Source organism: Pseudomonas purpurea (assembly GCF_039908635.1).
GTDB lineage: Bacteria > Pseudomonadota > Gammaproteobacteria > Pseudomonadales > Pseudomonadaceae > Aquipseudomonas > Aquipseudomonas purpurea.
The window spans coordinates 4,792,270-4,806,109 of sequence record NZ_CP150918.1; the positions used below are offsets into that span (position 1 = coordinate 4,792,270).

Below are 13,840 nucleotides of genomic sequence, written 5' to 3' on the forward strand. Positions count from 1 at the left end.
TCACTGATTAGTCGATTTGGCCTACAAACGTCCGGCCACACACCTGAACGGTATCAAGGTGCGAACGGACGACGCGATCAATGCATCTCGGTAAAGGCCAGCTTCACACCGATGGCGATCAGGACCGCGCCCATCATCCGGTCGAACCAGTGGCCCATGCGGGCGAAACCGGCCCGTACGCGCTGCTGGCTGAACAGCATCGCCACCAGGCAGAACCAGACGGCGGTCGCCACGGCCAGGTAAATCCCGTAACCGGCCTGGATCGACAGCGGCGTGTGCGGGTTGATAACCACGGTGAACAGCGAAAGGAAAAACAGCGTGGCCTTGGGGTTCAGGCCATTGGTCACGAAACCCGACGTGAAGGCGCCACGCGCGGTGCGCTCGCCGACTTCCTTGTGCAGGTCTTCGGTGGCAGGCTTGGCCGGTTGCGCCCGCAGGGCCTTGAAGCCGATGTACAGCAGGTACGCAGCCGCCAGCCATTTGAGTGCGTTGAACAGCACAATCGACTGCGACACGATCAGGCCAATGCCCAGCAGCGAATAGCCCACGTGCAGGAAGATCGCCGTGCCCACACCCAGCGCCGTCCAGGTGCCGGCGCGGCGACCGTGGGTCACGCTTTCACGCACCACCACGGCAAAGTCCGGTCCCGGGCTGGCCACGGCGAGCAGGTGAATCAGGGCAACGGTCAAAAACTCGGTCAAGTACATGAGGGCTCCTTTTGGCCAGGCAGATCAATTGAAGATTCCTTGGTTGAACATCATACCTGTGGCGCGGGTGCTTGCTCCCGCTGGGTTGCGAAGCAGCCCTGAACTCTGCAACCGCGCTTCGTCAGGTGCTCCGGGTTGGCCGCTTTGCGACTGCTGCGCACTCGAGCGGGAGCAAGCTCCCTCGCCACAGTTCATCTGGTAGGCTCGGCAGATTACGCCTTCAGATCCCCGCGCAAAAGGTACAGTTAATGACGAACAACACCCGCGCCGTTTTTCTCGACCACAGTTCCCTGGACCTCGGCGACCTGGACCTCAGTGGTTTGCAGGCCTGCTTCGATGACCTGCAACGGTGTTCGCTGACCACGCCGAAAAACATCATTGAACGGCTCAAGGGTGCCCGCGTGGCCATCAGCAACAAAGTCCTGCTGAACGCTGAAACCCTCGCAGCCTGCCCGGACCTGAAGCTGATCCTGATCGCCGCCACCGGCACCAACAACGTCGACCTCGACGCCGCCCGCGCCCACGGGATCACCGTGAGCAACTGCCAGGGTTACGGCACGCCGTCGGTGGCGCAACACACAATCATGCTGCTGCTTAACCTCGCCACACGCTTGGGCGACTATCAAAAAGCCGTCGGCGAAGGTCGCTGGCAGCAGGCGAAACAGTTCTGCCTGCTGGACTTTCCGATCGTCGAACTCGAAGGCAAAACCCTCGGCCTGCTCGGCCATGGCGAGTTGGGCGGCGCGGTGGCACGGCTGGCTGAAGCCTTTGGCATGCGGGTGGTGTCGGGGCAGATTCCTGGCCGCCCTGCCCGCGCGGATCGGCTGCCGCTGGATGAACTGCTGCCGCAAGTCGACGCACTGACCCTCCACTGCCCGCTCAACGAACACACTCGCCATTTCATCGGGGCTCGCGAACTGACATTGCTCAAGCCGGGCGCCTTTGTGGTCAACACTGCCCGCGGTGGCTTGATCGACGAACAGGCCCTGGCCGATGCCCTGCGCAGCGGTCACCTGGGCGGTGCGGCCACCGATGTGCTGAGCGTCGAACCACCGACTGCCGGCAATCCGCTGTTGGCCCATGACATTCCGCGCTTGATCGTCACCCCGCACAACGCCTGGGGTAGCCGCGAGGCGCGGCAGCGGATCGTCGGCCAACTGACGGAAAACGCCCAGGCGTTTTTCAGCGGTACAGCGCTGCGGGTCGTCAGTTGATAAACTGCCGCACTTTTTTCAAGGAGCAGACTATGGATCCGCGCAGTGAAGTACTGCTTCGTCAGGCTGATTTGTTTCAAGGCTCGTTGCTGCTGGCCGGTTTGCCCGCCGATGACCTGCTGGGCAAATTGCCAAACGCTCACGGCTGGTGCTGGCATGCGGGCGACCAAGCCGCGCTGGACGCACGCTTTGCCGAGCGCAGCCACTTTGGCGTGAACGCACCGGACCGCGCGTTTGAGACAGCCGTGGTGTTTCTGCCCAAGTCCAAGGACCTGACCGACTACATCCTCAATGCCCTCGCCTCGCGCCTGGCCGGTCGCGAGCTGTACCTGGTGGGTGAGAAGCGCAGCGGCATCGAAGGCGCAGCCAAACAACTGAACCCCTTCGGCAAACCGCGCAAGCTCGACAGCGCGCGGCATTGCCAACTCTGGCAGGTCACCGTGGCCAATGCGCCCGAGGCCAAATCGTTGGAAAGCCTGGCCCAGGAATATGAACTGCCACTGGCCGAAGGCCCGCTGAAAGTCATCAGCCTGCCGGGCGTGTTCAGCCACGGTCGCCTGGATCGCGGCAGCGCGCTGCTGCTTGAACACCTGGACAAACTGCCGAGCGGCCATTTGCTGGACTTCGGTTGCGGCGCCGGCGTCCTGGGCGCGGCGGTCAAGCGGCGTTATCCGCACAACACCGTCACCCTGCTGGACGTCGATGCCTTCGCCGCCGCCAGCAGTCGCCTGACCCTGGCGGCCAACGGTCTGGAAGCCGAGGTGCTGACGGGCGATGGCATCGACGCAGCACCGATGGGTTTGAGCGCAATCCTGAGTAACCCGCCGTTCCATGTCGGGGTGCATACCGATTATTTCGCCACTGAGAATTTGCTGCGAAAAGCAGCCAAACATCTGAAAAACGGCGGCGAACTTCGCCTGGTGGCCAACAGTTTCCTGAAGTACCAACCGCTGATCGAAGAGCACTTGGGGACGTGTACGATCAAGGCCGAAGGGCAAGGTTTTCGGATTTACCGGGCCAAACGCGGCTGAGAAATAAACGCTTGCCCTATCGGATTTGCCTAGGCAGAATCCGCTCCGTCCTAGGGGAGTAGTCTCCCACGAGCGCCATGCTCGTCCGGCATACGTCAACATACTTGGTCCTCAGACCATGGCGTATGCGACCCCAGCGTCCGCACAGACGGATCGCAGGGTTTGACAAGACCTATGACACGAACACCTTACCCGGGGCGGGAAGGCTGTACGTGTCATAGCCGTGTCGACCCGCCCCTTGGAAATTACCTGATGCTGGATTCTCTGCTCGTTCCTACTGCAATCGTTGCCTTGGCCGAAATCGGTGACAAGACGCAACTGCTCGCACTCATTCTCGCCGCCCGTTTTCGCAAACCCTGGCCGATCATTGCCGGTATCGTCGCCGCGACCCTGGCCAACCACGCAGCAGCCGGCGCAGTCGGCGCCTGGTTTGGCAGCTTCTTCTCGGATTCAACGTTGCACTGGATTCTGGCCGCGAGCTTTGCAGCGACCGCGCTGTGGACCCTGGTGCCAGACAAAATGGATGACGACGAAGCCAGCACCGCCCGTAAGTTCGGACCGTTCCTGACCACACTGATTGCGTTCTTCCTGGCGGAGATGGGTGACAAGACTCAAGTCGCCACTGTGATGCTCGCGGCGCAATACCCTGAGTTGTGGCTGGTGATTATCGGCACTACGGTGGGCATGCTGATTGCCAACGTGCCGGTGGTTTTGGCGGGTAACTTTGCCGCGGATAAACTGCCCCTGACCCTGATCCGTCGCCTGGCGGCGTCGGCGTTCCTCGTACTTGCCATTGTGGCGGTGTACAAGGCAATGCAGAGCAGTGGCTGGGTCTGATTCGGTCGTTCAGATCGCCGCCCGGAGCGAGCTTGCTCCGGGCGGCGATCCGACGAAGGCGTCCTTACTGACGATGTAAAAACATCAGGACTTCGGCGCTTTCTCGTACAGCGGCATGACTTTCGGAATCGCCGCTTGCAGGGAGGCAATACGGCTGGTGGACGCCGGGTGAGTGCTCATGAACTCCGGTGGCGCGCCTTCGGAAGCCTTGCTCATTTTGTTCCACAAGGTGATCGCGGCGTTCGGGTTGTAACCGGCACGGGCCGCAAGCTCCAGGGCCGATCAGGTCGGCTTCGTTTTCGTTGGCACGGCTGTTAGGCAAGGTCATGCCGTAGTTCGCCACGGTATCGGCCAGCGCCAGGCTGTCCTGCCCAAGACCGAACAACGCGCCAGCGCCCTGCTTGGCCATTTCGATGCCATAGGCCTTGGACATCGCTTCACGACCGTGTTCGCGCAAGGCGTGGGCAATTTCATGGCCCATGATCGCGGCGATTTCATCATCGGTAAGTTTCAGGCTGTCGATCAACCCGGTGTAGAAAATGATCTTGCCACCAGGACCGCAGTTGGCGTTGAGCTCGTCGCTCTTGATCAGGTTGACTTCCCACTTCCATTGCGCCGAATCCGGGCGGAAGTTCGGGGCCTGGGCAATCAGGCGATCAGCTATCGCCTGCACACGCCGAGCCTCGGAGCTGGTCTTGTCCAGTACACCCTGGTTGCGCGCTTCGCCAAGTGTCTTTTGATAAGACTGGGCATACATCTGATTGACTTCATCGGTCGACAACATGCTGAACATGTACTGCTTGCGCTCGATACCCACCGCGCCGCCGCTGGTCGTATTGACCGATTGGCACCCCGCGAGCAGCAGACCTGCGCTCAATGCACACAAAACCAAACGCTTACTCATGAACACTCTCTCCCTGAAAAGATGGCGCGTATCCTAGGCCGTGATCTGTATCGGCGCCAGATACAACAGACGTGCTGCACGTTAATTTCAGATACGTACGACCTCGCCGTTGCAATAAATTCATAAATCATCGACCGCCTGATGCAATGAAGGCTGACAACCTGCCCCTGAGCGACACCTACCGATTCAAAACAGTCATTTTGAAAATTCCCCCTCATGCCCGGCCCTCCGGCCGCCGATAACCCTCCGCAGACGTCATTCCCGCGTCCGGAGCCGTTATGAAATTCAAGTCGATCCAGTTTTCCGTTGCCGCCCTGGCCGGTGCCATCGTATTGAGCGTTGTCGCCGCCCTGGTGTTGTATGCCGTGTTTTCCGGAGCGCGGACCCAGGACATGGTCCAGCAGCGTACTCAAGCGCAGTTTGAGCAAGTCATCGAACAGCGTCTGCGCGGGCTTGCGCAAACCCAGGTCAGCCAGATCCAGCGCGAACTTGAAGCACCGCTGCTGATTGCTGGTGGGCTGGTGCGGGTCAACGCGCTGATCGGCACTCCGGATGCCGACGGCAAACCGCAGTTGAGCCTGAGCCGTGAGCAACTGATCAGCCTGATCAAGGAAAACGTCGCACAGAACCCGAAAATCCTCGGCACCTACATCGGCTGGGAACCCAACGCGCTGGACCATAACGACGCGGCGTATGTCGGCAGCAAAGTGGCCGGCATCGACGCGGGCACCGGACGCTTTCTGCCGTGGTGGTTCCGCAACGAAGACGCCAGCCTGGGCCTGGACAAACTGGCGGACGTCAACGATCGCACCGCCCTCTCCACCGGCGTGCGCGCCAGCGAGTACTACCTGTGCTCCCAGGAGAGCAAAAAAGCCTGCGTGATCGACCCGGCGCCCTACAAGGTCGGCGACAAAACCGTGATGCTGGCGTCCTTCATTGAACCCATCATGGTCAACGGCACATTCCAGGGCATCGTCGGCGCCGACCTCTCAGTGAACTTCATTCAGGACATGCTGCTGGGCGCGAACCAGAAGCTCTACAACGGCGTCGGTGAAATGGCCCTGATCGGCGGCAACCAGCGCCTGGTCGCCTACACCAAGGACCCGAGCAAATTCGGCGAGAAGGTCAGCGACATTCTCGACGCCAGCCAGGTCGCCAACCTGAGCCACCTCAATCGCGGCGAAGTGACCTACAACGTCGACAAGGCTCGCGGCAAGATCGAGCTGTATTTGCCTTTCGGCATCGGCCAGACCGACGCTCGCTGGACCCTGCTGCTGCAATTGCCGCTGAACGCGGTGATGGCCGACCTGCAAACCCTGCAAAGCGACCTCAAGGCACAGCGCAACTCCGACACGTTCGGCATGACCATGGTCGGCCTGCTGATCGCCGGTATCGGTTTGCTGGTGATCTGGCTGGTGGGCCACGGCATTGCCCGACCGCTGAAGCAGATGGTGGCCATGCTCGACGATATCGCCCAGGGCGAAGGCGACCTGACGCGCCGCCTGACCAGCGACCGCGCCGATGAACTGGGTTCGATCGCCAAGGGCTTCAACACCTTCCTGGCCAAGTTGCAGGCGATGATCACCCAGGTCGTGACGTCGGTGCAGAGCGTCAGCGATTCGTCCGAACACACGGCCGACATCGCCATTCGCACCAACATTGGCGTGCACAAGCAAATGGCCGAGATCGATCAAGTGGCCACCGCAGTGCATGAAATGACCGCCACCGCCCAGGACGTCGCACGCAACGCGACCCAGGCCGCGCAAGCCGCCAGCCACGCCGACCGCGCCGCCGCCCAGGGCATGCAGATCGTGCGCAATACCTCGACCTCGATTGGCGCTCTCGCGGTGGAGATCGGCAAAGCGGTGGGTGTGGTGCAGACCCTGGCCAAGGACAGCGAGAACATCAACGCGATCCTGACCGCCATTCGCGGGATCGCCGAACAGACGAACCTGCTGGCCTTGAACGCCGCGATTGAGGCCGCTCGGGCCGGTGAACAGGGACGTGGTTTTGCAGTGGTCGCCGATGAAGTGCGCAACCTGGCGCAGAAGACTCAGCAGGCCACCGAAGAAATCCAGTCGATGATCCAGCAGTTGCAGCAAGGCACCCGCGATGTGGTGCGCGTCATGGAAGACAGCCAGAACCGCACGGACGAAAGCGTGCAGCACGCTGCTCAAGCAGCCGAGGCCCTGGAGATCATCACGCAGGCAGTATCGGTGATCAACGACATGAACACCCAGATCGCCAGCGCCGCGGAAGAACAAAGCGCGGTGGCTGACGACATCAATCGCAATGTGATCAATATCGGCCAGGTGGCCAATGAAGTCGCGGGCGGTGCGGATGAGTCGAGCGCGGCCAGTGCGGACCTGACCAAACTGGCCGAGCAGCAGCGACGGTTGATCAATCAGTTCAAGGTCTGAAAAACAAAACCCATCACCCTCTCCCAGAGGGAGAGGGGACTCATTGGGGGATGCTTCAGAAACACACCGACCTGATAGCACTTCACCGACTCCATAATCGACTCGACTACTTCAGGTCGATGAATAGAGTAAGACAACTCGGTCAGCTCCCTCTCACACCGGGAGAGGGCTGGGGTGAGGGGCTTTTGACTCAGGCTTAACCCGGCGTCAGGCATTCCGGCGCATTGAGTTTTGGATCATTCACCAGGTTCGCCAACACCCGCTCGCGCAACGCGGCAGGTTCGCTGGCGAGCAGCGCCTGCAAGGTGTGCAGCGGGGTTTCGGGGTCAAGCCAGGCTTCCTGCCCTGCCGCATCGAGAATCAACGGCCGGCGCTGATTCGACGCAGCCTGGGTCACCACCGCCGTACTCAACCAGACCTGCTCCTGCACCGGGTACGCTTCCCAGATCGCCGCAAAAAACAGCGAGGAACCCTCCCCCGGAGTCAGCCAGTAAGGACGCTTGCGGGTGGTGCCGCGCCATTCATAGAACCCGTTGGCCGGCAACAGGCAACGACGCAGGCGAAAGGCCTCGCGAAACATGGGCTGTTCGGCCAGGGTCTCGGCACGGGCGTGCGCCGGGGTCCGCGACAAGTCGGTGAGCCAGGGTGGCGTCAGCCCCCAACGCGCACGCGCCAACGTGCGCTGGCCCGCGTCCGCCCGCAGCATCAACACCGAGTCATTGGGCGAAATATTCCACTGCGCCTGCTGATCGGCCGGAAATCCGGGCAAGGCCGCAAACGCGGGGTTCCAACGAAACAGGGCATAACGTCCACACATGGGGCAACACGACTCTCACTCAAACGAACGTCAGCCTAACAGACCAGCACCCCGGGAACAGTGTGCGGTTCGTCGCCAGGCATAGGTAGCGCCGCATTGTACGCGGCGATCAGCTCACGCGCGTATTGCGCCTGGTCGTTGTCCACCGCCAGCCCGAGCAGGCCGAACACCGGCAGTTCGCCCACACCGCCCAACAGGTCGCGCCCCACCAGATGCGCTTCCACCCCTTCACTGGCCAGCATGCCTTGCAGCAGTTCGCCTTCCATCAGGTTTTCCGGTTCGTAGATGCGCTGCATAGGGGTCACCCTTCACTCGTTTTCAGTGTGAACGTCGAGCATCCATTCCTGACCGTCGGTTTGCAGCGTGAATACAATTGGCCGGCAACATACCGGACAGTCCTCAATGTACTGCTGATCGCCGCCGGACAGGTCCAGCACGGCTTCCACTTCCTCCCCGCAATAAGGGCAGTCATAGTGCGCAGTTTCCAGCATCGCGGTCTCCCAAGTGACTTGTGCGTATAATCGCCGGTCTATTTGCAGGGCTATTTTTGTTTGAGCGTATTTTTCAGACCGTGCCCTCTGTGTAATCGATCCAATCCATTACTTACCCTAGCCGTTTCTAACAAGAGAGCATGATGGGCGAATTCGATGCCATCCGACCTTACGACGACAGCGAAGTCCCGGCAGTACTGGCCAGGCTGCTCGGCGACAAGGCGTTTCTAGATATCCTCACCCACTTCCGCTTCCCGCGTTTTGCCGGGGCCTTCGGCTGGTTGCTCAAACCCCTTATCGCTTATCGGCTGCGCCGTGAGTTTGCGGGTGTCAGCTCGGTGGCCACCTTGCAGGACAAGGTCGAACTGTACGTCGACCACACGATCGAGCGCGCCACCGACGGCGTGACCTACACCGGCGTCGAACAATTCAAGTCCGGCAGCGCCTACCTGTTCATCGCCAACCACCGCGACATCGTGATGGACCCGGCCTTCGTCAACTACGCGGTGTACCACGCCGGCCTGCCGACGCCACGCATCGCCATTGGCGACAACCTGCTGCAAAAGCCCTATGTCAGCGACCTGATGCGCCTGAACAAGAGCTTTATCGTGCACCGCTCGATCACCGGCCGACGCGAAAAAATGGCGGCTTACCAGTTGCTCTCGGCGTACATCAACCACTCGATCCGCAACGACTGCCAGTCGATCTGGATCGCCCAGGCCGAAGGACGGGCCAAGGACGGCGACGACCGTACCGAGTCGGCGATCCTCAAGATGTTCCACATGAGCCGCAAGGACGAGCCGTTTGGCGAAGTCATTCAGTCGTTGAACGTCACCCCGGTGTCGATCAGCTACGAATACGACCCCTGCGACCAGGCCAAGGCCCGCGAGCTGTACATCCGCGCCACCACCGGCACTTACGCCAAAGTGCCCGGCGAGGATGACGCGAGCATCGCCAAGGGCATCACCGGCTACAAAGGCCGGGTGCACGTGAACTTCGCAGCGCCGATCACCGAACGTTACGACGACACCAAGCAATTGGCGAGCGAAATGGACCGGCAGATCCTTGGTGGCTACCGCTTGTTCCCGGTGCACTACCTGGCTTATGCCCAGTGGAGCGACGCCGACCCGCAATTGCAGGTGCCCGATGCCACCCAGGTGTTTGCCGCCGATGAGCTGGCCAAGGCCCAGGAAGAATGGCAACGGCGCCTCGACGCCTGCCCCGAGGCACATCGACCGTTCCTGGTGCTGCAATACGCAACGCCGGTACGCAATCAGTACCGCGTCAAGGCTGGCCTGCCACTCTAAGGCCTGAACCAGACACGACAACGGCGCCCATGGGCGCCGTTTCTTTGTGCCTTGAAACCCTTAAACCCGGGTGCTGATCCACGACACCAGCAGCGCCAATGCCAGGCAGGCGAAACCGAAACGGTAGAAAAAGCGGTTCATGCGCAAGGTCGCGACGTCCAGCAACAACATCGGTTGATCAACCGCACGACGTTCGCTTTGTTCGGCAAGGTGGGCCAGGGCCCGTTGCTCACGGCGCCGGGTGGCGTGCAGCAGCCAACCGCCGGGGCAGGCAAACAGCAGGGCCAGCAGGTTGATCAGTTTGGCGGGGTGTGCAGAGAACAGCGAGATCAGGTGCAACGACATCATAAACCTCAAGCAAAACCGGTAAGGCGGAGCATCAGGCCTGCTCTCGCGGCGCGGATTCTACCGAAAGCCTGGCGTGTTGCCCGCGCTTTAAGACGAAACAACGACCGATGCGCCAATTAATTTAGCCCGTCATGCCTTCGTCATCTAAACAAGCCAGTCTGTGGCCCCTCGAATCCCCATGGAGCTTGTCATGCTGCACGCCGAAAACCAGGACCGCCTCTACCTGATCGCCCAAAGCGATGAACAGCAAGCGCTGGTCGGCAGCCTGGCCTTCAACGTCCAGGACCGCCACTGGCTAGTGTATTGCGCCCTCGGCGGGCATCAACACGCCGACCTGCCTGAAACCGATTTGCTGACCGGTGTCAGCGTGCTGGATTTTTACTCGCAAGCGGCCTGACAACGCTGCCCTCTTGTGGGAGGTGTGCATCTGCATAATTGGCAGGCATGAAAAAGCCCGGGCCATCACTGGCACCGGGCTTTTTTGAATCTCGCGAATGTTTACTCGCCGAGAATCTGACCGACGGTCGGGTCCTTGAACAGACGCGTCAGCGCATCACTCAGCACATCGCCCACCAGTTTGGTGTTGGTTTCCTGGTTCGGCGCCATGCCGAAACGCTGGTCCAGCGAGGCGCCATAACGGCCGCTGTAGCGACGGTTGGCGTTCTGCACATCGGAGCGGAAGGTCGCGCCGATGGTCGCTTCGGTCACGTACATGCCTTCTTTGGGCGACTGGTACTTCAACTCGGCCAGGGTCACGGTCAACTGCGGCGCGTTGTAGGCGTTGGCGGTCGGGGTGAAGCCCAGCAGACGAACGGCGGCCTCAGCCTGGGCTTGCAGCTTGGGCAGGATGTCGGCGCCCTGGACGGTAATGGCGCTGGTTTCCGGGTACAAGCCACCACGGGTGCCCAAGGTAGGCGACGGACGGCCATCAACCACACGCACCACCACCGGCTGGCCATGGCCTACCGGCGCGAGCTGGCTCGTGAGCTTGGGTTGCGGACTAAGTTGTTGCGGGCTGTGGGCGCAGCCAACCAGGGTCAAACTGGTCACAGTGATCAAACCGAACAACAGGCGTTGCAACATGCGCTTCTCTCCAGAATCAGGCACAAACAGACCGGCAGTATAGCGGTGGGTGCCGGCTGCAAACCAGCGACCCTGAATACGGGCTGAACAGTTGTTCAAAGTCATGCTTCACGCCAGGCAGTAACGCCAATGTCATGCCACACTGACATTCTTCAAAGCAGTCACACACCGGATACATTGCCATGACAATCCTTTGGCCGCTGTTCGTCTCACGACGTAAATATCGCTACTTCGCCCAGCTCGACGCCAATCAATGCTGCCTGGCGTTCAGGCACTGCCAACGGGTACCAACGGGCAAAGGCTGGGTGGAAATCCAGGAGATCCGCCTCAACTGGCTGCACCGGCCGTTGCCCGACAGCGCCCGTGTCAGGGGGCGCGCTCCACGCTCATGGCTGCAACAGCTGTTGCCCTCCTGACCAGACGGCTAATAAAAGTCATTAAACACGACCATTTCCCCACGTTTCTTCGCTACAATCTCCCCCCGATTATAAGGACGTCTCCTGATCGGGCCCCGCAGCACCGTCAATACGCAAGTATTGGCACCCATAACCGCCCACAGAGAGCCGCCCACACAGATCGAGTGAAGCTGGCGTGCTTGCTGTTTATCCTGCAAAACACCCCTTCTCGCGAATCTGCCAGAGCTGTCATTACGCTCGGTCACTGAGCTGTTTGCCTGCGTTGCCTGCCATTGTTTTGTCGATGGCGGCGGTCCTCGGGCACAGTGCCAGGCTGGGACAGCCCTTTTTTGAGGTTCACGTCTTCAAAAGAGCGTGAAAAAACGGGTTTTCACAACTTCACGAGAGTGTGGCGAGCAAATGAATAGTTTTGCGTCTGAACATGCACCATTAGCGTCTACAACAGCCCAACGACACAGGACCGAGTGCTCCTCAAACACCGGAGCCTGAAGCCTGTCCGCTACGGATTTGGTTGCACAAACGGACGTATCGACCATAAGTCGAATTGCCTCCCGCGCGCTGAAGTGAGTTCATAGGAACCCTAGGGCCCGGTGGGTAGCGTCTGTCGAAGTTGCGAAAAATTGCGAAGATTCGGACATGGCGATCCTGGCCATGGGTGACCTGGGGCTCTACAAAGCTTGCCCCGTAACTCCTGGCAGCTATGCCGACAATTTGGTGCTGCAGATTTTGGAGACGCGTTAAATGGCGCATAACGAAGCAGTCGACGTAGTACTGGTTGGGGCCGGCATCATGAGTGCCACCCTGGCTGTACTGCTCAAAGAGCTCGACCCCGCGATCAAGCTGGAAGTCGTCGAGTTGATGGATTCCGGTGCCGCGGAGAGTTCCAACCCGTGGAACAACGCCGGTACCGGTCACGCCGGGCTGTGTGAGCTCAACTACACGCCACAGGCCGCCGACGGCAGCGTCGACATCAAGAAAGCCGTGCACATCAATACCCAGTTCGAGGTGTCGAAGCAGTTCTGGTCCTACCTGACCAAAAAAGGCACCTTCGGCTCGTCGAAGTCCTTCATCAGCCCGGTCCCGCACCTGAGCTTCGTGCAAGGCGATGCTGGCGTTTCGTTCCTCAAGGAACGCTTCAACGTGCTGAGCAAGCACCACGCCTTCGCCGACATGGAATACACCGAAGACAAGGCAAAAATGGCGGGCTGGATGCCATTGATGATGCCGGGGCGTCCGGCTGACGAAACCATCGCCGCCACCCGCGTGATGAACGGCACCGACGTCAACTTCGGCGCCCTGACCAATCAACTGCTCAAGCACCTGACCAGCGCACCCGATGCCCAGGTCAAGTACTGCAAGCGGGTGACCGGCCTCAAGCGCAACAGCAACGGCTGGACTGTCAGCATCAAGGACGTCAACAGCGGCAACACCCGTGAAGTCAACGCCAAGTTCGTCTTCCTCGGCGCTGGCGGCGCGGCATTGCCGCTGTTGCAGGCGTCGGGCATCGAAGAAAGCAAAGGCTTCGGCGGCTTCCCGATCAGCGGCCAGTGGCTGCGTTGCGATAACCCGGAAGTGGTCAAGCACCACCAGGCCAAGGTGTACAGCCAGGCTGCGGTCGGCTCGCCGCCGATGTCGGTGCCACACTTGGACACCCGCGTGGTCGATGGCAAGAAGTCCCTGCTGTTCGGGCCATATGCCGGTTTCACCACCAAGTTCCTCAAGCACGGTTCGTTCATGGACCTGCCGATGTCGGTTCGTGCCGGCAACATCGGCCCGATGCTGGCCGTGGCGAAAAACAACATGGACCTGACCAAGTACCTGGTCAGCGAAGTGATGCAGTCGATGGAACAACGCCTGGAATCCCTGCGCCGCTTCTACCCCGAGGCCAAAGCCGAAGACTGGCGCCTGGAAGTGGCTGGCCAGCGTGTGCAGATCATCAAGAAAGACCCGAAGAAAGGTGGCGTTCTGCAGTTCGGTACCGAACTGGTGGCGGCCAAGGACGGTTCCCTCGCGGCCCTGCTCGGCGCTTCGCCGGGCGCGTCGGTAACGGTCTCGATCATGCTGGAACTGATCGAAAAATGCTTCCCGAACAAAGCTTCCGGTGAATGGGCCGCCAAACTGGCGGAAATCTTCCCGGCCCGTGAAAAGGTTCTGGAAACCGACGCTGCGCTGTATCGCAAGATCAACGCGCAGAACAACGTCGCGCTGGAGCTGGTTGAAGAAAGCAGCGAGACCCCAAGCTTCGCTTGAAGTCTTGAGGCATAA

Annotated in this window: 14 protein-coding genes, 1 pseudogene and 1 riboswitch; of the genes and pseudogenes, 8 read left to right on the forward strand and 7 right to left on the reverse strand. The window is 60.5% G+C overall.

What is annotated here, in order from left to right; genetic code table 11:
• Positions 1 to 77: 77 nt before the first annotated feature.
• Positions 78 to 707 carry a LysE family transporter gene (locus AABM54_RS21415; protein WP_347901970.1) on the reverse strand — a complete coding sequence of 210 codons (630 nt, stop codon included), beginning with the start codon at positions 705 to 707 and terminating at the stop codon, positions 78 to 80.
• Positions 708 to 955: 248 nt separating this feature from the next.
• On the opposite strand from AABM54_RS21415, the gene AABM54_RS21420 reads away from it, so the two are divergent.
• From AABM54_RS21420 to AABM54_RS21430, 3 genes are all read left to right on the forward strand, one after another.
• Positions 956 to 1,921: a 2-hydroxyacid dehydrogenase gene (locus AABM54_RS21420; RefSeq protein ID WP_347901971.1), complete on the forward strand. Its 966-nt coding sequence runs from the start codon at positions 956 to 958 to the stop codon at positions 1,919 to 1,921.
• A 32-nt stretch (positions 1,922 to 1,953) separates the two neighbouring features.
• On the forward strand, positions 1,954 to 2,952 hold the full coding sequence (locus AABM54_RS21425) for a class I SAM-dependent methyltransferase (protein ID WP_347901972.1): 999 nt from the start codon (positions 1,954 to 1,956) through the stop codon (positions 2,950 to 2,952).
• A gap of 41 nt (positions 2,953 to 2,993) precedes the next feature.
• A riboswitch (yybP-ykoY riboswitch) is annotated at positions 2,994 to 3,129 on the forward strand.
• A gap of 75 nt (positions 3,130 to 3,204) precedes the next feature.
• Entirely contained in the window at positions 3,205 to 3,789 is a 585-nt protein-coding gene (locus AABM54_RS21430; RefSeq protein ID WP_347901973.1) for a TMEM165/GDT1 family protein, read from the forward strand.
• Between the two features lie 84 nt (positions 3,790 to 3,873).
• Here AABM54_RS21430 and AABM54_RS21435 read toward each other — a convergent pair.
• A pseudogene (locus AABM54_RS21435) lies at positions 3,874 to 4,693 on the reverse strand (M48 family metallopeptidase).
• Positions 4,694 to 4,971: 278 nt separating this feature from the next.
• Here AABM54_RS21435 and AABM54_RS21440 point away from each other — a divergent pair.
• On the forward strand, positions 4,972 to 7,113 hold the full coding sequence (locus AABM54_RS21440) for a methyl-accepting chemotaxis protein (RefSeq protein WP_347901974.1): 2,142 nt from the start codon (positions 4,972 to 4,974) through the stop codon (positions 7,111 to 7,113).
• Between the two features lie 196 nt (positions 7,114 to 7,309).
• Here the strand turns inward: AABM54_RS21440 and AABM54_RS21445 are convergent, their stop codons facing one another.
• From AABM54_RS21445 to AABM54_RS21455, 3 genes are read right to left on the reverse strand one after another with little or no spacing between them, the layout of a single operon-like run.
• On the reverse strand, positions 7,310 to 7,930 hold the full coding sequence (locus AABM54_RS21445; protein ID WP_347901975.1) for an SOS response-associated peptidase: 621 nt from the start codon (positions 7,928 to 7,930) through the stop codon (positions 7,310 to 7,312).
• 35 nt (positions 7,931 to 7,965) lie between these two features.
• The gene (locus AABM54_RS21450) at positions 7,966 to 8,226 is read right to left on the reverse strand and encodes a DUF2007 domain-containing protein (RefSeq protein WP_347901976.1); all 261 of its coding nucleotides are present in this window, start codon (positions 8,224 to 8,226) and stop codon (positions 7,966 to 7,968) included.
• 12 nt (positions 8,227 to 8,238) lie between these two features.
• Entirely contained in the window at positions 8,239 to 8,421 is a 183-nt protein-coding gene (locus tag AABM54_RS21455; protein ID WP_347901977.1) for a CPXCG motif-containing cysteine-rich protein, read from the reverse strand.
• 143 nt (positions 8,422 to 8,564) lie between these two features.
• Here AABM54_RS21455 and AABM54_RS21460 point away from each other — a divergent pair, with 143 nt between their 5' ends.
• The gene (locus AABM54_RS21460; RefSeq protein WP_347901978.1) at positions 8,565 to 9,728 is read left to right on the forward strand and encodes a 1-acyl-sn-glycerol-3-phosphate acyltransferase; all 1,164 of its coding nucleotides are present in this window, start codon (positions 8,565 to 8,567) and stop codon (positions 9,726 to 9,728) included.
• Between the two features lie 60 nt (positions 9,729 to 9,788).
• Here AABM54_RS21460 and AABM54_RS21465 read toward each other — a convergent pair whose 3' ends face one another.
• A complete protein-coding gene (locus AABM54_RS21465) occupies positions 9,789 to 10,073 on the reverse strand; it encodes a hypothetical protein (RefSeq protein ID WP_347901979.1) in 285 nt (94 codons plus the stop codon).
• A 193-nt stretch (positions 10,074 to 10,266) separates the two neighbouring features.
• On the opposite strand from AABM54_RS21465, the gene AABM54_RS21470 reads away from it, so the two are divergent.
• On the forward strand, positions 10,267 to 10,473 hold the full coding sequence (locus tag AABM54_RS21470; RefSeq protein WP_084320502.1) for a hypothetical protein: 207 nt from the start codon (positions 10,267 to 10,269) through the stop codon (positions 10,471 to 10,473).
• 101 nt (positions 10,474 to 10,574) lie between these two features.
• On the opposite strand, the gene AABM54_RS21475 is transcribed toward AABM54_RS21470, so the two are convergent.
• Positions 10,575 to 11,159: a YajG family lipoprotein gene (locus tag AABM54_RS21475; RefSeq protein WP_347906277.1), complete on the reverse strand. Its 585-nt coding sequence runs from the start codon at positions 11,157 to 11,159 to the stop codon at positions 10,575 to 10,577.
• 182 nt (positions 11,160 to 11,341) lie between these two features.
• On the opposite strand from AABM54_RS21475, the gene AABM54_RS21480 reads away from it, so the two are divergent.
• Positions 11,342 to 11,575 carry a hypothetical protein gene (locus tag AABM54_RS21480; RefSeq protein WP_347901980.1) on the forward strand — a complete coding sequence of 78 codons (234 nt, stop codon included), beginning with the start codon at positions 11,342 to 11,344 and terminating at the stop codon, positions 11,573 to 11,575.
• A gap of 741 nt (positions 11,576 to 12,316) precedes the next feature.
• Positions 12,317 to 13,825 (forward strand): malate dehydrogenase (quinone), encoded by a 1,509-nt coding sequence (gene mqo, locus AABM54_RS21485; RefSeq protein WP_347901981.1) that lies wholly within the window; start codon positions 12,317 to 12,319, stop codon positions 13,823 to 13,825.
• Positions 13,826 to 13,840: the final 15 nt, after the last annotated feature.